The organism is Prochlorococcus sp. MIT 0916 (assembly GCF_047305155.1).
Classification (GTDB): Bacteria; Cyanobacteriota; Cyanobacteriia; order PCC-6307; family Cyanobiaceae; genus Prochlorococcus_B.
Genome location: NZ_CP138980.1, coordinates 1,490,014 through 1,510,739, shown reverse-complemented (window position 1 = coordinate 1,510,739; position 20,726 = coordinate 1,490,014). Strand labels below are relative to the sequence as shown.

Genomic DNA, 20,726 nt, shown 5'->3' with positions numbered 1-20,726 from the left:
ATCAATCAATCCATTCAGTGTGAAATGATCCAACTTTGTCTACGCGCTCATAAGTATGAGAGCCAAAACAATCTCTCATGGCCTGAACCAAGTTTTGGGGAAGTCTAGAGGTTCTTAAGCTGTTTAAATAATCAAGAGTGCTACTTAAACACGGAACTGGAATTCCAGCATTAGCAGCAGCAGACACAACATGAGTCAAACCAGAAAGACGATTATTTACCTGTTCAGTAAACCAACTATCTAGAACAAGGTTGCTTAACTTCGGATCTTTCTTAAATGCATCCTGTATACGACTCAAAAGAGTAGACCTTATTATGCAACCACCTTTCCATATTTGAGCTATGGAGGGCATGTCAAGATCGTAATTATATTCATCAGAAGCAAGTCGCAAAATATCCATACCTTGGGCATAGCTAGCTATTGTAGCCAATACAACTGCATCCATAAGCAAGGGCATTCCATCAGAAGGCTTTCCAAAATCAACAAACGAAGGCTTATTACCGTTCAAAATTGTTTCTGCATAATTTCTTTGGTGTTTCATCGAACTCATAACCCTTCCATTCAAAGATGCATAGATAGTTGGGACAGAAGCTCCAAGTTCAAGCGCGCTGACAACTGTCCATAAGCCAGTACCTTTTTGACCCGCCTTATCCATTATCTTTTCGACAAGATCGGAACTATCGTCAGGATCTTTAACTCGTAAACATGCCTCAGTAATTTCAACAAGATAGGAGGAAAGTTCTTCAGTTTTATTCCAATAGCCCATAACAGATGCCATCTCATCACCACTCATTCCACAAACTCTCTTCATTAAGTCATAGGCCTCAGCCAAAATTTGTTCAATACCATATTCAATTCCGTTGTGAACGGTCTTAACAAAATGTCCAGACCCCCCTGGGCCGATATAAGTCACACAAGGTCCATCTTCAACCTGCGCTGCCATTTTGTTCAATAAACTCTCTATTGCTTCATAAGAAGTCTTTGTCCCACCAGGCATCATACTAGGGCCTTCCAATGCCCCTTTTGCTCCACCTGAAACACCCATTCCAATATATCCAAAACTCTTGCTCTCAAGTTCTTTTACTCTTCTTTCTGTATCCATAAATTGGGCATTCCCACCATCGATGAGCAAGTCACCTTCCTCGAGGAAAGGTGAAATTTGATTAATGACAGCATCAGTAGCTGCTCCAGCTTTAACCATCATCAATACTCTTCTTGGACGTTCCAACTTTGATACAAATTCTTGAAGATCTTTCGCTCCTTGAATTGATTTATTTAATCCTCTTCCCAAAAGAAAATCTTCAGTTTTTTGATAAGTACGGTTATAGACCACACTAGAAAAACCATTTCGCTCTGCATTAAGAACTAGGTTTTCTCCCATTACTCCAAGACCGACTAATCCAAAATGTGCCTTGGTCATTAAGTTAATAAGTTTCTACTTGAGCTAGTGTGACGACTATGGAATCATTTCGCTGCATTAAAGAGCTCAATGTCAGGGATGAAGGATTCTTTCAATAAATATTTGATAATAAAATCTTGCAAAAACTAGTCTTATTAAATTTCTAGAACATTAAATATAGATCAAATAATAGTTCCATCAGGAATTGTGGCATTTTTAACTATGACAACTATTCCATTACGAATATAAAAGCCTTGTTCTGCGCGATCAGCTTCTTCAACATTGTCTTTATTGACTATCGTGACATTGTCACCTATTCGAGCATTTTTATCGAGGATTGCCCTTTTAACAGTTGTTCCCTGTCCAACCCCTAATGGGATTCCTCCTCCCTTTCTTAAAGCTATTCTTTCTTCATAAGACTCGTAAAAGTCAGATCCCATAACTAGGGTTTCATTCAAAACAACGTCACTTTCAATCCGACTCCTAACACCCAATACACAATGGTGAATGCTACATGATTTAAGTATTGACCCTTCGGAAACTATTGAATCAGTTATTTGTGTGTCTACAATTTTTGAAGGTGGCAGATATCTAGGCCTTGTGTAAATAGGGAACTTTTCATCGTAAAAACTAAATGGAGGAGTAGGCTGTTGAGTTAAAGCTAAATTTGATTCGAAAAATGCCCCAATAGTTCCTATATCCTCCCAGTAATCATTAAATACATAACTTTTAAGTTTATCTCCTCTTCCTAAAGCTTCAGGAATAATTTCTTTTCCAAAATCTGTATAGGAGGGAAACTTATTTAATAAGTCAAAAAGAGTCGAGCGACTAAAAACATAAATTCCCATTGAAGCCAAATAAGGTTTTTCTAGAGCCTCACTTGCTTCCAAGCCAAACCTGGAAGTATCCACAGCCATTGCTTTCAAAGAGTCCCCAGTTGGTTTTTCACGAAATTCCTTAATATTCCCTGACTCATCAGTGCGCATCAAACCAAATGCTTCAGCTTGAGCTGAATCAACTGGCAATGCTGCAACTGTTAAATCTGCTCCAGTTTTTCTATGCTGTTCAACAAATAAGCTGTAATCCATTCGATAAAGCTGATCTCCAGAGAGAATCAAGTATTCATCAACATCCCACTCCTGAAAAAGCCATTGATATTTTCTTACAGCATCAGCCGTCCCCTCAAACCAAGATGGTGTTTCGGGTGTCTGCTGAGCAGCTAAAACCTCAACAAAACCTTGCCCAAAAGGTCCGCTGAGGTTATAGGTTTGACCAATATGCCTATTAAGTGAAGCGCTATTGAATTGCGTAAGAACATACATTTTACTGATGTCCGAATTTATGCAATTACTTATGGGAATATCTATAAGTCTATATTTACCCGCCAATGGAACAGCAGGCTTAGCCCTCATTTTCGTTAATGGATATAGGCGTGATCCTTTTCCACCGCCAAGAATGATGGCAAGTACTCTCTTCATGAAGGCACTATTAATCGGCTATTTGGAGCAAACCTACTGGATAGAGTGCTCATTAATCCAGAAAAAAGTGATATGTAGTAAGAAATTCAAAAGTAAATAACAATATCAGTTGTTTTTGGGCTTATTTAAAGAACTAGAAACATCAAGATTAAAAAGTTTTTCAATAACATCAAGAGCATCTCTGCGATCATTCCTTGATTGAGGAGCTCTTAATTTTGTGACTGGAGTGTGAAGTATTTTGTTAATGATGCCTTTGCTTAATGCTTCTACAACTTTTCGTTCTCTAGCAGAGAAATCAGGTCCCATTCTGCTTAATGCCTTCTGAAGTTCTTCTTTTCTAATTGCCTCCAAACCAGATCTAAGGCAATTAATAGTTGGAACAGCCGCTAAACTATCCCACCATTCCAGAAAAATACGACATTCTTCTTCTATCAATCCTTCTGCTTCTAGGGCAAGCTTTTGTCTTGCCTCTTGATTTCTTGAAACGACTTCTTGAAGGTCATCAACATCATGAGATTCAATTCCAGAAACTGATTTTGCATCAGAAGAAATATTTCTCGGAACTCCAATATCAATAAGTCTTAACAAAGGTTTTCTATCTATTTTTATCAATTTTTCAGCATCAATAATTGGCTCATTAGCCGCTGTGCTGGTAAATACAAGCGTACTAAGCGAGAGGCAATTATCAAGCTCATCTATTAATTGACAATCAATTTTAATATCTGGAAACGCCGCTGAAAGATCCTCGGCCCTTTTTTTAGTTCTATTTAAAAGAGTCAGAGCACAACATCCTTTTGATTGAAGATGCTGTAGCAATAAACGGCTCATTCGACCAGCACCAACAACAGCGACCTTTTCAGTCTCTAAAGTCATCAACTGATCCTTTCCATGAGCTTGACCGAGTTTTAATTGAGCAAGTTCCACAGCTGCAGAACTTATAGAAACTGCTCCCGTTCCCAGATTTGTCTCGCTTCTTACGCGTTTACCAGTACTAACTGCCTGAGTTAATAATCTATTTAATATAGGGCCTAGACTTTGATGGTCTTGGCCAAGACGGACCATCTTTTTTACTTGAGAAAGGATCTGTCCTTCACCTAAAACTAAACTATCCAAACCAGCGGAAACTCTCATCACATGAGACACAGCTTTCTCTTGGACAAAGTTAAATAAGTGCGGGGAAAGAATCTCATCCTCAAGGCCCGAAAATTCAAGAAGAAAAGATTTAATTGCTTCTATTCCCAATTGCGGGTCCTTTACTAGGCTATAAATCTCCAGCCTATTACATGTACTCAATATTGAGACTTCAAGTATTTGATCTATTTTCTTTAAATTATTAAAAGAATTTTCAACGAGTTCTTCCGGGATACTTAGCTTTTCGCGCACTTCTACTGGGGCCGTGCGATGGCTAAGACCGACGACAGCAATATGCATAAATAGCCCCTTACTTCATTTAATTAAACTTCACTTCAAAGAGATGCTTTGAGCACCATCTTTGATGTGAACCGTATTGGTAAATCTTGCAGTCTGATCAAGCGTACTAATGACAAGACTACTAGTTCTAGTACAATCTTTTTCAAATTTAACACCATCAAAAAGCAATCCATCTGTTATTCCGCTACCAGCAAATACAACATTTTCTCCAGAAGCAAGTTCATTTGCTTCATAGATCTTGTCGATATCAGTTATGCCCATTTCGTTCAATCTTTTGATATTTCCTTCTTTTGTATAGTCTGCCCATTCTGATGTTTGAGCAATAGCTGGATCATAAACAAGTTGTCCCTGAAAATGTCCCCCAAGTGCTCTCATGGCAGCGGCAGAAATAACACCCTCAGGAGCAGCACCAATTCCCATTAAACAATGCGTGCCAGTCCCCTCAAATCCACATGCAATTGCGGCCTGAACATCACCATCTGAAATAGGCTGAATCCTCGCACCAGTAGATCTAATTTCGGAAACTAAATTTTTATGCCTAGCTCTATCCATAACAACAATAGTTAAATCACTTATTGCAATACCAAGGCAATCACTTAATAGTTTTATATTTTCTGTGGGTGTTTTTCTGATATCAACCTTGCCCTTAGCTGCTGGTGGAGCAGCTAATTTATTCATATAAAAATCTGGAGCATTAAATAAACCACCCCTGTCTGAGGCCGCCAGAACGGCCATAGATCCTCGCTGGCTGTTAGCACATAAATTTGTTCCTTCGCATGGATCTACAGCAAAGTCAACTCCAGGGCCTGTACCTGATCCAACTTCTTCTCCGATATAAAGCATAGGAGCTTCATCTCTTTCTCCTTCTCCAATCACAATCCTTCCTTGCATCTGAATCGATCCCATTCTCTTTCGCATTGCCTCTACGGCAGCGGCATCAGCCTCATCTTTTTGACCCAAACCAGTCAATTGAGCTGAAGCAATTGCGGCTTGCTCAACTACTTCAAGAATTTCTTGGACAAGAGTACGATCCACTTTTTGCAGCTAGGTAAAGAAATTTACGCCTTAAGGCAGACAATATTGTAAGTAATTGAGGGCATTGAAGAATGCTCAGAAAAAAGTACTCACAAAAAACTTATTATCTGTTGATAAGTGATAATTACTGTATCAGTGCATGGTCACACTAGAACTTGTGACCATGAATTAATAGAATCTCTGCCAAAAGACAAAAACAATGATCCAATCCATTTCTTCAGCAATTTTTTCTGAACACCGTCCAGTTCAAATAATCCCTTCAGTCTTGCCAGCAGACTGGGCAAATATGGGCCAGTGCGTAAAAGATCTTGAATTGGCAGGTGTAGACAGAATTCAATTTGATGTTATGGATGGGAACTTTGTTCCCAATCTCACATTCGGTCCAGAAATGATTTCCGCATGTCGAAAGTATTGCAAAGTTCCATTTGAGACTCAGTTAATGGTTAGTCAATATAATTGTGAAACCATGCTTGAGGGATATGTAGAAGCAAGTAAAGGTTCAAACGGAGAGCCAGGAGTTGTAATTGCTCATGCTGAAGCTAATGTTCATCTTCATCGAATACTTGGAAGAATTCGTCAGCTAGGCGGGTCTCCCTCCGTAGCCCTTAATCCTCATACTCCAATGGATATGGTTAAGGATGTTCTTGATATGGTTGATCACATACTAGTAATGACAGTTAATCCTGGATTTGGCGGACAAGCTTATATTCCAACAATGCTCAACAAAATAACTCAATTAAGGAAAATAATTTTAGAAAATGGATACAACGTAGACATAGAAGTTGATGGAGGAATAAAAGCAGATTGGTCATTATCTCAATGTTGCGCTGCTGGAGCAAACTGTTTCATAGCAGGAAGTGGTATGTTTGCTTATCCAACACTTAAAGAAGGTTGTGATGCACTAAGAAAAGTTGCTAATGATGCACAGAATGGAATAATTGTAGAGAAATAAACAAAGTCAATCAACTATTAAGCATCAAAGAACCAACCATAACTGTGCAAGCCAACGCCAAGAAGATTGACTCCAATATAGCAAACAATAATAACAAAAAAGCCTGCTATAGCAAGTAATGCAGGCTTTCTACCTTGCCATCCTCTTGTTAGCCTAGTATGCAAATAAGCCGCATAAACCAACCAACATATCAATGCCCAAGTTTCTTTAGGGTCCCAACTCCACCAACTCCCCCAAGCTTCATTAGCCCAAACAGCACCGCTAATAAGACCTACTGTAAGCAATAAAAAACCAGCAGTTATTGATCTATAACTTAAAGAGTCAAGTTGCTCAGCGTTTGTAAATTCAACCGGCTGTATTGAATTTAGGTTTTTATTTTGGTCATCAAGATATAGCTCAGAAATTTGCCTAAACGAACCAGAGCCTAACGAGCTATTACGGATATTAAATTGCTTTGTTCCATCAACAAGAAAGACACCGAAAGACAAAATCGAACCTATTAGTAATGCAGCGTAAGAACACATAATTACACTCACATGCATTACCAACCAACTAGAGCGAAGTGCTGGAACTAAAGGGGTAGAAGTTTGCAGATTCTCTGGTAAAACAAAACTAGCAAAACCTATTGAAAGTAGTGAGAGAGGAGTCGCTACTGCAGAAACTATTGGGGAGCGCCATGCTCTTTCAACGAAAAGTTGAGTCAAGGTACAACCCCAAGTCAAAAAGCAAAGAGACTCATAGAGATTACTAATTGGAAAATGTCCCGATTGCCACCATCTCAGAATCAATTGACTAGTTAGAAAAAGGTTGGAAATCGCGACTAAAAACCTAGCTTTTGAGGAATCACTGCTACCAGCAACTGACCAAAAAGCAATAGGCAATGCAATTAATAAGGAAAGAAAGGCTAAGAACCCAAGAGAAACAACAGGGTCAAAAGAAAAATTATTTAACTGAAAATCAACCATTGATAAAAGCAACTAGAGATTATTTAGAAAGATCAGATCATTTACTTGCCTGTTTTAACAAGAAACCTCCCCCTAACATAGACAAAAAAACAGGAGACCAAGCAGCAAAGAAAGGATTTATTATTCCCTTGACTCCAAGAGAACTAAAACTAAAACTCAAAATGTAATAGATGAGTATCAAAATAATACTTAAACCGAAACTTTGACTTCGACCCCCTCCTTTTTTTTGCATTACTCCAAAACTACAACCAATCAAAGCAAAAACTGAACAAGCGATTGGCAAAGTAAATTTTTCTTGAATTCTTACTTTCATTCTTCTTGCTTCTTTAATATTACCACTACTTTGATATAACTCCATGGCCGTATTCGCCTCTCCTAGATTCATATCATTAGCATCTTTTGGCAGTTGTGCAATACTTGTAAGTTCAGTACCTAATGGATATAAAAAACTCAAGAATTTTGTTCTTGTATTACTTCCATTAGGACTAAGTGTCAAAATATCTCCTTCAAAAAATTCCCAATTATTTTTATCATTATTCCAAATTCCTTTTTTTGCCTTTAGCATTTGAGTAAAGCCCAATTTTGAAAAATCAATTACTGTGACATCCAACATCTGTCCATCAATAAATTTCCAGGCATAAAAAAGGTGAGTAACTCCTCTTTTTTTATAACTTGAATATGGATCTAAAATTTCTCCTTTTTTTGAAAAGATAATATCTTCTCCCTGTTCATTTGTAAAAGATTTACCTAAAGAATTGGCTAAGATAATTTCAGCATTCTTATTTGTACTTGGAACAATATTATTATTGAAAATAAAGGTCATATATGACATAAATACCGATAAGATTAAGCCTGGTAAAATAAGCCTATATATAGATATTCCAATACTTTTTAATGCCTTTATTTCACTATTATCATTTAGACTTCCATAGGCCAATAAAGTTGAAAGTAACATTGCCATAGGGAAAGAAATAACAATAAAACTAGGTAGTTTTAGAAATAGAATCTGAACAGCAATAGAGAGAGGGAGTCCAATCTCAACTATTTTTCTAATTAAATCAAAAACAACTCCTACAGAAAGAGAAACGACGGTAAAAGCGGCTATCGAAAAAAATAAAGGCGGCAATAATTCAAAAAGTATCCATCTATCTAACAAAGGAAATATTTTCCATATCCTTTCTACTAAATTTCGAAATCTAGATAATAAGAATAGATTATTAATCATACTAATTAATCAAATAAATTTCCAAGATAACTCTCTTTAACAACTTCATTTCTTGTAAGTTGATCTGAAGATCCATTCGCAAGAATTTCACCTTGATTAAGAATATAAGATCTTTCGGTTATGGCCAATGTTGCTCTAACATTGTGATCAGTAATTAATATACCTATATTCTTATTTTTTAATTTCCTAATCAAATTCTGTAGATCATTAATAGCTATAGGGTCAATTCCTGCAAAAGGCTCGTCTAAAAGTAAGAATTTCGGACCTAAACGTCCCACAGCTAAGGCCCTTGCTACTTCACATCTGCGTCTTTCTCCACCGGAAAGTTGATGTCCCAAACGATCAAGAAAAGAGACCAAATTAAATTCCTCGATCAATTCTTCACGTTTTTTTCTAAATAAAGAAATTGATAACTTGGCTTGAGAAAGCGCAATATCCAAATTCTCAATAACTGTAAGATTTCTAAAAACACTTGGTTCCTGAGGTAAATAACCTATTCCTAATCGAACTCTTTTTGTCATCGAAAAATTTTTAATGCTATTTCCCTCCAAGTAGATATTGCCTTTGTTTGGCTTAATCAAACCCACGATCATATTAAAAGTACTAGTTTTGCCCGCACCATTTGGCCCCAAAAGTCCAACGACCTCCCCAGGTTTAACATTTAAATTAACGTTTTTAACAATATTTTTATTGGATAAGGTTAAGTCCAAACTCTCAATAAGTAGAGTCATTTCAATAGAACCTATAAGAGGTAAGCTTATCCATAAAAATTATCTAATAATAAACCATAACTCTCATATATAAGGTTAATCAACAATTCTTTGAACCCAATACAAGTAGAACTTCTCTGAATCATGAAAGGAGTTCTCAAATTTTGAATCAGCAATTACACTAAACTTTTCAACGTAAAGAGGTTCATCGCCTGGCTCCAAATTCTTAATAGATGATCGATTACTTAAAAGTAGTAATAATTTATCTACATTAGGAAATTTATCTAAATAAACTTGAATTTCATCAAATGTTTTTGTATTACTCCTGTCTAATATAAGCCTATTAGCCCACTGAGCATAACTTCCAAATCCATTCAATTCAGGCAAGTAGAATTCTCTATCAAGGTATCCAGAAACTGTCGCTACTTCAACATCTCTAGTAGCAAATATTGGGAGATCTTCCCATCCTTTATTCTGAATATATTGAGCAGTTTCCTTTCCACTAGAATAAGGTATCCGAAAATCATTGATAACCATATGAATCCCAACGACCAAATGTATAGTTAAACAAATGGTAAGTAATCTAGGGAAATGAAATAAATTACCTTTAGTGAATAAATTTTGGTGAGTAGAAAATATAAGTTGCTGATCTTGATTAGATAGTGCTAACCATACTGAGGAGATAATCAATAGAAAATAATATCCATAATGTCTTGAACCATCACCCAAAAATAAAAAATAGTTGAAAATAAACAAAAATATAAAACCGCTAAAAAAGTAAATTAATGCAGGACGATAAAATTTAATAAATGTTACTGTACTGACAAGCAAAATCAAAGTAATTAAGGCACATAAAACTAAATCAAAAAATCTACTTGAATTAGGAATAATAAGCATATATCCTCCAAAAAGCTGTCCTATCACTCTAAGAAAGTGACGGAAATCTATAAAAGAAGAAAGTAACTTAACTGAATCTCTTACTTGAAGAAGACTAAAAGCTCCAAAACACAATAGTGTAGAAGAGATAGCGATACTAGAAGTCAAATCAAGAATCCAATTCTTGTTGCTTTTATAATTTTTTCTTTGATTAGGGTTTAAGATCCAATCCAAGACTAGAGTCATTCCAATAGCAAATGCTAATGACCAGGACAAAGCTTGTGTATTAGCCAAAAGGCCAATACATAAAGAAAATGGTATGTATGTTTTCTCTTTTAAATGATAAATAGAACAAAAGGTAAATATTATTAATTCTGCAATAACGTAATGACGACAAACAAAGTAATATTCCCAAAAAGGAAAATATCCAAAAGTAAATAGAGCTTTAGTAGTTAAATTAAAAGGACTATATCTCCAAAAAATCAAAATCGCGGAACTACCTAAAAACCAATGCATCAATTGCATGCTTATGGGTGTGCCGGTAATGTTTTTCGAAAAATAAATTAGTAATGACCAGAGGATAGGATGTCCGGATGGTGCGTTATTTTTCCATAAATCTATTAAGTTATCGCTTTGCCACGCCACCAGCCAACCTTGCATCTCATCTCTCCAAAGAGCATGATTAAATGCACCAATTAGACCGATTATTATAAATAAAATAGGTAATAATATCTCATAAAAACGCTGATCAGGTAATTGTATTTGATTGATTCTTTTAAATTCCATTTTGATTATGCAAAATGTCGTTCTATATAATTTGGATTGATCAAATTGAAGCTAAGCAAAAGAGGAAAACAAGAAAAATAATATGAAATCATCTCTCTTTCAATAGAAAAAATGTAAGAGACTTAACAAAATACTTAAAGAAAACTGAGAAAGGGCACGCTGCAACCAGATAGGTCCTTACCAGTTTGTAGAAATTCCAATCTCCTTGAAACGCAATTAGAAAGCCCTTCAATATCTAATCCAAAATTCCCTAAATGAAATCTTTTTAATCTACCCAATGCTTCTCCATAAAGTATCGTCGCTCCATTTAAATTGCTATTTTCTAGGTGAACTTGTGCAACAGCCACTTGCAAAATACCTTGTATCAACTGTCTTTCAGTTCCCCCAGTGTCATGCCATATCTCTTCAAAAACATCGTGAGATTTATACCACTTACAAGAATTAAATAATTTCATTCCTATTTCAAAACGAGAATCATTTATAAATAAGTCATCTTGTTTATCTATAAAAGTCATTATTTTTTCGAATTTTTCTTTGCATTAATTTTTCTCAGCCTTATAGATTCAGGAGTAACTTCCAACATCTCCCCTGGTCCAATGTATTCAAGAGCTCTTTCCAATGTCATTTCAATTGGGGATTGCAATTGATCTAATTCATCTGCACCAGCTGATCTCATGTTGGTAAGTTGTTTAGCCTTGCAAATATTTAATTCAAGATCTTGTGGACGGTTATTCTCTCCAATAATCATTCCTTTATAAACTTTAGCTCCAGGAGTAATAAAAAACTGTCCGCGGTCTTCAGCATTTTTCAAGGAATAGAAAGTAGCTACACCCTCTTCAAATGAAATAAGGACTCCATTTCTCCTTTGTTCAAAATCTCCTACTGATGGCCTGTATTCAAAAAACGAATGACTCATAATACCTTCACCTCTTGTTGCACGAATAAACTCACCCCTAAATCCAATTAGGCCTCTTGATGGGATGACAAATTCAAGTTGAGTTCGATGATCAGTACCCGTTTCCATATTTTGCATTTCACCTTTTCTCACTCCAAGGCTTTCAATACATGCGCCAATAGAAGCTTCAGGAACATCAAGGACAAGGGTCTCAACCGGTTCGCATTTAATTTCATCAATGGTTCTAAAAATGACTTGTGGTTGAGAAACTTGAAATTCATACCCCTCTCTTCGCATTGTCTCTATAAGAATTCCTAGATGTAACTCTCCTCTCCCACTAACAGAAAAACGATCAGGTGAATCTGTATCCTCGACTCTTAATGCAACATTCGTAAGAAGTTCTTTATTTAAACGATCCTTTAACTGACGACTGGTTACAAACTTTCCCTCTTTCCCTGCAAATGGAGAATCGTTTACAACAAAAGTCATCTGCAATGTTGGCTCATCTACCTTTATTAGTGGTAAAGGTTTCGGTTCGTCAGGACAGGCTACGGTTTCTCCAATAGAAACATCTTCAAATCCAGCTAAGGCAACTATATCTCCAGCATTTGCTTCATCTATTTCAATTCTTTTTAATCCCTTAAATCCCAATAGTTTATTAATCCTTCCTTTTTTCAAGCTTCCATCTTCTTTTATCAAACAGGTCCTTTGGCCATTTTTAATCACACCATTATGCACTCTTCCAATAATTATTGTTCCTAAAAAATCTGAGTAATCAAGAGTGGTGACTTGTAATTGTAATGGCTTATTCTGATCGCCTACAGGAGGAGGAACTTGCCTAATAATTGCTTCAAATAAAGGTTTCATATTATCACTTTCACTTTTGACTTCATTCTTTGCGAAACCACCTAAACCACTACCAAACAAATAAGGAAAATCACATTGATCATCATCAGCTCCTAATTCCAAAAAAAGATCTAAAACTTTGTCTACCGCAGTTTCAGGTTCTACTCTTGCACGATCAATTTTATTCACAAAAACAATAGGTCTTAAGCCCTGCTCTAAAGCTTTTTTTAGAACGAATCGAGTTTGTGGCATTGGTCCCTCGTTGGCATCAACAACAAGGAGACAGCCATCTACCATACCCAAAACCCTCTCGACTTCGCCTCCAAAATCAGCGTGACCTGGAGTATCAACAATATTTATACGGGTGTCGTTATATGTAACAGCTGTGTTTTTCGAAAGAATTGTTATGCCTCTTTCACGTTCCAAATCATTTGAATCCATAGCACAAGTTGGGACTTCCTCGTTATCGCGAAAAGTCCCAGATTGATTTAAAAGTGCATCAACCAAAGTTGTCTTACCATGATCAACATGAGCAATTATTGCGATATTCCTTATGGACTGTATATCAAAACTCATAATTGAAAAAAATTAAAATTTCTTTGTTTAATAGAAACTTAAAGAATATCTCACCATGACTTCATTTAGCTGTTTTAAATGCCAATTAAAATATCGAATAAAAAATTAGAAATAAAAAAAATTAAATCAAAATTATTTGAATTTTGTAATTTTATTGGCAGCTTCAAATTTCCTCAAAGCATTAACAGTCCCTTCAAATCTCCAATGCCAAGGCTCATAAGTTACTCCTTGTTTGTTATTAGGTGGGAAAGAGAGAACGAAATGATATTTAGGGGCAAACCTCTTCATCCATTTAAAGGCAGGCGTTTGTTCAAATTCAACCTCAAAATGAGTATCTGGATAATTCCCATCACCAACATCGATTGCATATCCTGTGCTGTGTTCAGAATAGCCAGGAGGAGCTGAAACCATAGAACGCTCTACAGCAGTTTGATTTCTAATAGATTTATTTTCATAAAAAATATCTCTTTGCAAATCAATTGATCTATAACCACTTAATAGTTGTAAAGAAATGCCTCTTTGGGCCGCCATAAATTGCATTTCCTTAAAATTTTCATAAATTTCCTTATGAACGTAAATACCTGGAGAGAAAAGAATTAACTCATTTTTTAAAGCCTCAGGGTAAGGAAGATGGCCCAACAAACTTTTATTTTGATTTGTCTCAAGTGACTTAATCGAATCATCTAAAGATTTTGTTTGGCGTAAAAAGGATTTATCAACTAAAAACGTTAACGATATACCAAATCCAACAAATAGAAGTCCTAAACGCAAAAAAGACTTGGTAGTAAAGGTTTTGATGGATCTAATCCTTTTTGCCAGAGGGATGTCATCTTGGTAATTCATACGTTCTACTTATGGTCAAAACAATTGGAATTCACAAAAATGATGTTTCGATAGTAACGAGTATCTCCAATCTTTATACTTTCTATGAGATAAGGATGTAAGTTTTATATATAGAGAACTAAATTTTTCATCCAAAGATGTTAAGAGTTGCTGTTATTGGTGGTGGTCCAAGTGGATCATGCGCTGCAGAAATTTTGGCTAAAGCGGGAATTAAAACTTGGATTTTCGAGAGAAAGCTTGATAATGCAAAACCATGTGGAGGAGCGATTCCATTGTGTATGGTTTCTGAATTTGATCTTCCTGAATCAATTATTGATAGGAAAGTCAGGAACATGAAAATGATATCTCCATCAAATAGAGAAGTAGATATTATTTTGGATGATATTTATCCAGGAAGCGACAAAGAATACATAGGCATGTTGAGGCGAGAAGTTATGGATTCTTTTATGAGAAATCGCGCCGCAGAACTTGGCGCAACATTAGTAAATGGATTGGTATCAAAAATAGAAACTGGTACTAACAAGCAAGGTCCATATACACTTCATTACACGGAAATACTGAAGGACCAATCTGAAGAGAAAGGTAAGCAACTTGAGGTGGATTTAATTGTTGGGGCAGATGGTGCAACTAGCAGAGTTGCAAAAGCAATGGATGCTGGTGATTACAACTATGCAGTAGCAATTCAAGAAAGGATAAAACTTCCTAAAGAGGAAATGAAGTATTACGAAGACAGAGCCGAAATGTACGTAGGCACAGATGTATCACCTGATTTCTATGGCTGGGTCTTTCCCAAATACGACCATGTTGCAGCGGGAACAGGAACAATGAAACAGAATGGTGGTTTGATAAAAAGCCTACAGATTGGTGTCAGAGAGAGAGCAAAAAAGAGACTAGTTAATGGAGAAGTTATAAAAGTAGAAGCTCATCCAATTCCTGAGCATCCTAGGCCAAGAAGAGTTGTTGGAAGAATGGCTCTAGTTGGAGATGCCGCTGGTTATGTAACCAAAAGTTCAGGAGAAGGAATTTATTTTGCTGCCAAAAGCGGGAGGATGTGTGCTGAACAAATTGTAGAATCAAGTCAAAATGGAAAAATAATACCCACAGAGAATGATCTAAAAAAATATTTAAAAAAATGGGATAAAAAGTATGGAACTACATATACAGTTTTAGATATTCTCCAAAGAATTTTCTATACAAGTGATGGAGCAAGAGAAGCTTTTGTAGAGATGTGTGGTGATATGGATGTTCAAAGACTTACATTTGATAGCTATCTATATAAAACTGTGGTTGCGATGAAACCACTTCAACAACTAAAACTTACTCTATTAACAATTGGCTCTGTTTTAAGAGGGAAGGCACTCGCACCAAGCACATACAAGCCAGTACCAAGTGCAGTTAGAGACGATAAAGAAGTTAATAAAATGTTAGCGGTAAGTTCAATTAAAGGTGGTATAAAAACCAGTAAGAAATAATACCAATATTAATTAAGTAAGCTTGCTAAAATCGGCAAGCTTCAAAGACTGATTTCTAAGGATTGTCAATAAATTAAGTCTATTATTTCTTAGATTAATTTCATCAGTCATTACCATAACACTTCCTTCTCCATCAAAAAATTTAGCTAGTATTTCAGCACTTGAGACTAGGCCATCAGCTAACAATTTATATTTAACACGATCACCATTTATAGCTAGAGGTTTTAATTTCTCCAATACATTAAACATTTCACTTTCACAAGCCTTCTCAAATAGTGACTTATCGACAAAACCTGAAGGATCTACCACATTTTCGGTAATAGAACTTTTAGTTGCCAATTTAGAGGCTCGAGTCACTACAGCTTGCAACAAGTTAAGTATATTATTTTTCCTCATTTCCATTAACAATGAAGCGCGAAAATAAACGTCAGTTGGATCATCTAATAATTTTGATGTTGAAGTTGTTTCTCCTGCAATTGCCTGAATGATATCAAAATCGATTTCTTTCTCTTCTAATAAACTAATCATTCTTTGACGAAAGAATTCCTTTAACTCGCTCGAAAGACTAGTTATATCAAAAGGGAGAGAAGGGAAAAGTTGCTGCCAATAAATTAGTGACTCATTTTGGATCTCATTAATATTTAATTGCCAATCTTTATTCCATAAAATAAGCAATATTCCGTTAGCAGCCCTCCTCAAAGCATATGGATCAGATGAGCCGGAAGGTCTTTCACCCTTAGCATAAATACTGAAAAGCAATTCAAAACGCTCAGCTAATGAAACTGCATTACCAAGGTTGTTTGATGGAAGGGAGTCTGCAGTTCCTTTAGGTTTGTAATGTTCCAAAACGCCAAGACATACATCTCTGGACTCACCTTCATGAAGTAAGTATTTAGATCCAATAATTCCTTGTAATTCTGGAAATTCGTCAACCATGCTACTAACTAAATCATGTTTAGAAAAATGTGCAACTTTCACGGATTTCTTAATATCCTCTTGATCAAATTTAAGTTTTGATGTCAACAATTTAGCAAGCCATTCAATCCGACTTACACGCCCATATAAAGAACCTAATCCTTCAGCAAAAGTTACATCTTTTAATTTATTAATACGTGAAGAGCTTTTGATTAATAAATCTGACTTTATAAAAAATGAAGCATCTGAAAATCTTGCCTTTAATACTTTTTCATTACCTAAAATAATATTGTCTTTCGCTGAAGATAATCCATTACTAATACACAAAAAATTAGGGAGTAAAATATCTCTTGAGTCAAGTGATAATGGATCAAACTCAACATTTTCTTTGTACAAAGGTATGTACCTTTGATGAACCTTCATCACTGTGGACAAAACCTCAGGAGGTAAATCTAGGAAAGATTCATCAAAACTCCCAGTCACAAGTAAAGGAGACTCAACTAAATCGGTCAGCTCTTTTACAAGGGCTTCAGTCAGGTCAGGCTTACCTTTCTTATTTGTCTCATGATTAAGAACTAAATTATTAATACTTGAAAGGCGACTATTCCTATCAACTATTACTCCGACATCCTGCAATTGTTCAAAATAAGTTTTAGCGTTCTTTATTTCTAATGTTGAGCCATACAACCTATGTGGTCTTGAGATATTAGAAATTTGAATTTTTGGATCGCACCCTGAAATCCTAAAAGGTAAAACTTCTGAATCAATCAAAGAAACAATCCAACGGATAGGTCTCGAAAAGCGAAAATCACCTTTACCCCAGCGCATAAACCTTCTTCCTTGAATTTTGCTGATCCATCCAGGTAAATAGTCAGCTAATAAGCTCTCAACCGGCTTACCTTTTTCAATTAATTTTGCGAAAACGAATGTCCCCTTTGGAGTTTCTCTAATTTCTAATTTTTCAGGAGAAAGGTTATATCTTTTAGCAAAACCAATTGCTGCTTTTGTAGGTTTTCCATCATGAAAAGCTTGAGAAAAAGGAGGACCTTTTTGTTCTGAAATATTATCTTCAGAAAAAGGACTAATCCCTTCAATGGTTAATGCAATTCTTCTAGGAGTAGTTGTAACTCTTATTTCACTAAATTTTATTTGAGAAGAATTCAAGTCGTTATTTACATTTAACTCAAGCTGGGAAATAACAGATTCAGCCAAATCAGCTGGCAGTTCCTCAGTGCCGATTTCCAAAAGGTAAGTAGACAAAAAAATTTCCTTATGTTCTTAACAAGATTAGATCTAAATTCGAATTACTTCTACATTCTGTGTCCTAGAAAAAATTTAATATAAAATATATCGATATTTAATCAGCCATGGGTTGATTTGAACAATTAGACACCAACCAACACGAAAAATGATACAGTGTAGGTACCAGTGTAGGTACCATTGCCCAAGATCATAGAAATACCTGGAAGATCAGGTTTTTACCTAAGGGTTGCTGTACCAAGAGGTAAATTAAGGGAGGCCTTTGGAACATGTGATGTAGTAAAAAAAATAGGGAACACTAAAGAAGAAGCCAAAAAGAATATAAGATCAGCGGAAATAGCTATTCAACAAAAATTCGATGAAAAGCTTAGAGAAGAAGAGGCAAGTCAGATCAATAAAACATTACCTAAAGGGATAAGACTCGAGGCGGTTAAAAATAGTAATTCAAAAGAAGCTCCAAAAAACATAGAGAAAGACTTAAAAGATGCTGGATTCAGCAATGCAGCTATTGAAGCTCTAATGAATTTCGAAGAAAATGACAGTATAAATGTTGGAGAAATAAAAGAGACTGTTCCTTCACCTTGCATAGCTAATAATTCCCCTCGAGCAAAATTCGAACAATTTAAAGCCGATAGTAATTACTTAAAAGAACCTCTTCAAAGCGAATTAATTAACGACAGTGATCACTTTACAAACGACGCAGTACAACTACTAAAATTTCATGGTAGTTACCAACAAGATGATCGAGAACATAGAAAAAAAGGCGGCACAGGTAAAGACTGGCAAATGATGCTGAGACTAAGAAATCCAGCTGGTTTTGTGCCAGGTCCTCTGTTTGTTGCATTAGATGATCTCTCTGATCGCCTAGGGAATAAAACGCTTAGAGCTACCACACGTCAATGCTTCCAAATGCATGGAATTAAAAAAGAGAATATTAAAGAAGTAATAGGAACAATAGTGAAGTCAATGGGGTCAACCCTCGCGGCTTGTGGAGATGTCAACAGAAATGTAATGGCTCCAGCAGCCCCCTACGAAAAAGGATCTTATCCTGCTGCGAGAAAATTAGCTAATGATATTGCCGATGTTTTATCACCCCAAAAAGCAGAGAAAACATATATTGATTTATGGGTTGATGGTGAGATGAAATACGCTATCAAGCCTTCGCCTGAAGTCAAAAAAAACAGAAAGCTGCAACAAAATCCTGGTGTTTTTAGTGGAGACAAAAATGAACCTTTGTATGGTGCAACTTACTTGCCAAGAAAATTTAAATGTGCAACTACCGTTCCAGGAGATAACTCTGTAGATATTCTTACTCATGACATAGGTCTAGTGACTTTCACGAATACAAAAGGAGCTCTAGAAGGATGTAATGTCTACGTTGGAGGGGGTATGGGGCGGACACACAACTTAGATACGACATTCGCGAGAGTAGCAGATCCTATTGGTTTTGTAGAAGGGGAACACGTATTAGAGCTTGTTCAAGCTATTCTCGCTCTTCAAAGAGATTATGGAGATAGAAAAACGAGAAGACACTCAAGACTTAAATATGTTTTGCACGACATGGGTATCGATTGGTTTAAGAAACAGTTGACAACCAAATATTTTTCAAAAAAGATTGATATCTTAAGGCACGAAGGGAACACAATACTTGAAGATTATTTAGGTTGGCATAAACAATCTGAAAAGTTATGGTTTGTTGGATTACCACTATTATCAGGTAGACTTACCGGAGAGATAAAGAAAGAGCTTAGAAATATAGTTGAAAAATATGCATTGGATGTACGTTTAACACCTAATCAAGACTTACTTTTATGTAATATTGGTAATTATCAAAAAGGCAGTGTAAAAAATGCTCTTATCAATATTGGTTTTAATAATCCAGAAAACCCTGACCCAATAGTTAGACATGCAATGGCTTGTCCAGCTCTACCATTATGTGGACTTGCAATGACAGAAGCAGAGAGATTTTTACCAGAGCTATTGGAACGAATAAACAATCAATTAAAAACTCTAGAGATTAACAAATCAATACTCGTAAGAGTTACAGGCTGTCCAAACGGGTGTGCTCGACCATACATGGCAGAGTTAGCTCTAGTTGGTAGTGGTCTAAATCAATACCAACTATGGCTTGGTGGTAGCACTAATTTACAAAGATTGGCGACTCCGTATCTACAAAAAATGCCTAGCAATGAATTAGAGAAGACATTAGAGCCTTTATTGCTTAGCTGGAAAGATACTGGAACCTCATCTAGTCTTGGAGATCATGTAACTAAACTCGGCTCTAAAAGAGTAATGTCTTTACTTACCTCAAGTGCAACCCCATAAATAGCATTACTTTTCTTAGTTAACCAAGACCATAACTGATCTCCATAGCTAAAATGCCACCATTCATTTGGGTGCTGAACAAAACCAGCCTGTTCCATAACTGAAAACAATAGTGATCTTCTTTCCTGAAAAACCTGATATTTTGAAAAAGTCATCTTAAAAGAGTCTTTCTTATAAAAGTCAGGGCTAGATTCCGGTCCAATAAAATCTATTTCTCCACCTAGATCTAATGGTTTACTAGTCATATCAGCAAGTGTTAAATCAATAGCAGCACCTGTACTGTGAGGAGGCGGTGTAAGAGGATCAGAAGATGGTTTTGCCCAGAAACGACAAACTTCCTCAATTACATCATTGAGGTCTCCATTGACAGAACAATCATTAATATCAATCCCCTTCGACTTACAAGTTTCTTGAATAGTATAATTAAACATGAATTTTTGGACAGAGATAGGTCTCCAAGCATCAAACAAAGCCAACTTTAATTGGGGATTAATCACGGAAAGGTATTGTTGCGCAAGTATTAATCTTTTTAAAACACTTCTACGTAAAACCCATGGATCTGCTCCAGTTAGATATGGAGCACCTAACGACATATAAGGATGAGGTGTTAAACGAAATATGGATTTTGGAATAGAAATTAAAGGTTCATTACATTCATTTATTTTGATATTATTCCAAGGTTTCAACTTTGTCATTTGTAAAAATATAAGTATTAAATATTAATCGTTAAAACTTAT

At 35.9% G+C, this 20,726-nt stretch carries 16 protein-coding genes; 3 read left to right on the top strand and 13 right to left on the bottom strand.

The genetic code is table 11. The annotated features are described in order from the left end of the window. Position 1: 1 nt before the first annotated feature. From gndA to glpX, 4 genes are all read right to left on the bottom strand, one after another. The gene (gene gndA / locus SIB53_RS07905; RefSeq protein ID WP_413677697.1) at positions 2 to 1,420 is read right to left on the bottom strand and encodes an NADP-dependent phosphogluconate dehydrogenase; all 1,419 of its coding nucleotides are present in this window, start codon (positions 1,418 to 1,420) and stop codon (positions 2 to 4) included. Between the two features lie 161 nt (positions 1,421 to 1,581). Beyond that, complete coding sequence (locus SIB53_RS07900; protein ID WP_413677696.1) at positions 1,582 to 2,877, bottom strand: glucose-1-phosphate adenylyltransferase; 1,296 nt, start codon at positions 2,875 to 2,877, stop codon at positions 1,582 to 1,584. A gap of 105 nt (positions 2,878 to 2,982) precedes the next feature. After that, positions 2,983 to 4,308, bottom strand: coding sequence for a glutamyl-tRNA reductase (locus SIB53_RS07895; protein ID WP_413677695.1), 1,326 nt, complete (start codon positions 4,306 to 4,308; stop codon positions 2,983 to 2,985). Between the two features lie 30 nt (positions 4,309 to 4,338). Further along, positions 4,339 to 5,343: a class II fructose-bisphosphatase gene (glpX, locus tag SIB53_RS07890; RefSeq protein ID WP_413677694.1), complete on the bottom strand. Its 1,005-nt coding sequence runs from the start codon at positions 5,341 to 5,343 to the stop codon at positions 4,339 to 4,341. 199 nt (positions 5,344 to 5,542) lie between these two features. Here glpX and rpe point away from each other — a divergent pair, with 199 nt between their 5' ends. After that, complete coding sequence (rpe, locus tag SIB53_RS07885) at positions 5,543 to 6,295, top strand: ribulose-phosphate 3-epimerase (RefSeq protein ID WP_413677693.1); 753 nt, start codon at positions 5,543 to 5,545, stop codon at positions 6,293 to 6,295. 17 nt (positions 6,296 to 6,312) lie between these two features. Here the strand turns inward: rpe and ccsB are convergent, their stop codons facing one another. From ccsB to SIB53_RS07850, 7 genes are all read right to left on the bottom strand, one after another. Further along, entirely contained in the window at positions 6,313 to 7,260 is a 948-nt protein-coding gene (gene ccsB / locus SIB53_RS07880; RefSeq protein WP_413677692.1) for a c-type cytochrome biogenesis protein CcsB, read from the bottom strand. 37 nt (positions 7,261 to 7,297) lie between these two features. Next, positions 7,298 to 8,485: an LptF/LptG family permease gene (locus tag SIB53_RS07875; protein ID WP_413677691.1), complete on the bottom strand. Its 1,188-nt coding sequence runs from the start codon at positions 8,483 to 8,485 to the stop codon at positions 7,298 to 7,300. 5 nt (positions 8,486 to 8,490) lie between these two features. Beyond that, positions 8,491 to 9,216 carry an LPS export ABC transporter ATP-binding protein gene (gene lptB / locus SIB53_RS07870; protein ID WP_413677690.1) on the bottom strand — a complete coding sequence of 242 codons (726 nt, stop codon included), beginning with the start codon at positions 9,214 to 9,216 and terminating at the stop codon, positions 8,491 to 8,493. 75 nt (positions 9,217 to 9,291) lie between these two features. Continuing rightward, the gene (locus SIB53_RS07865) at positions 9,292 to 10,857 is read right to left on the bottom strand and encodes a hypothetical protein (RefSeq protein ID WP_413677689.1); all 1,566 of its coding nucleotides are present in this window, start codon (positions 10,855 to 10,857) and stop codon (positions 9,292 to 9,294) included. Between the two features lie 134 nt (positions 10,858 to 10,991). After that, a complete protein-coding gene (locus SIB53_RS07860; RefSeq protein ID WP_413677688.1) occupies positions 10,992 to 11,372 on the bottom strand; it encodes a DUF309 domain-containing protein in 381 nt (126 codons plus the stop codon). Beyond that, positions 11,372 to 13,174 carry a translational GTPase TypA gene (typA, locus tag SIB53_RS07855; RefSeq protein ID WP_413677687.1) on the bottom strand — a complete coding sequence of 601 codons (1,803 nt, stop codon included), beginning with the start codon at positions 13,172 to 13,174 and terminating at the stop codon, positions 11,372 to 11,374. The genes SIB53_RS07860 and typA overlap by 1 nt, the downstream gene beginning before the upstream one ends. Positions 13,175 to 13,306: 132 nt before the next feature. Beyond that, entirely contained in the window at positions 13,307 to 14,017 is a 711-nt protein-coding gene (locus tag SIB53_RS07850) for a M15 family metallopeptidase (protein ID WP_413677686.1), read from the bottom strand. A 137-nt stretch (positions 14,018 to 14,154) separates the two neighbouring features. Between SIB53_RS07850 and chlP the strand changes: the two genes are divergently transcribed. Next, complete coding sequence (gene chlP, locus SIB53_RS07845) at positions 14,155 to 15,489, top strand: geranylgeranyl reductase (RefSeq protein WP_413677685.1); 1,335 nt, start codon at positions 14,155 to 14,157, stop codon at positions 15,487 to 15,489. A 12-nt stretch (positions 15,490 to 15,501) separates the two neighbouring features. Here the strand turns inward: chlP and glyS are convergent, their stop codons facing one another. After that, the gene (gene glyS, locus SIB53_RS07840) at positions 15,502 to 17,664 is read right to left on the bottom strand and encodes a glycine--tRNA ligase subunit beta (protein WP_413677684.1); all 2,163 of its coding nucleotides are present in this window, start codon (positions 17,662 to 17,664) and stop codon (positions 15,502 to 15,504) included. Positions 17,665 to 18,183: 519 nt separating this feature from the next. Between glyS and SIB53_RS07835 the strand changes: the two genes are divergently transcribed. Beyond that, entirely contained in the window at positions 18,184 to 19,989 is a 1,806-nt protein-coding gene (locus tag SIB53_RS07835) for an NADPH-dependent assimilatory sulfite reductase hemoprotein subunit (protein WP_413679142.1), read from the top strand. On the opposite strand, the gene SIB53_RS07830 is transcribed toward SIB53_RS07835, so the two are convergent. Beyond that, on the bottom strand, positions 19,926 to 20,684 hold the full coding sequence (locus SIB53_RS07830) for a M15 family metallopeptidase (protein WP_413677683.1): 759 nt from the start codon (positions 20,682 to 20,684) through the stop codon (positions 19,926 to 19,928). The genes SIB53_RS07835 and SIB53_RS07830 overlap by 64 nt on opposite strands. Positions 20,685 to 20,726 lie beyond the last annotated feature (42 nt).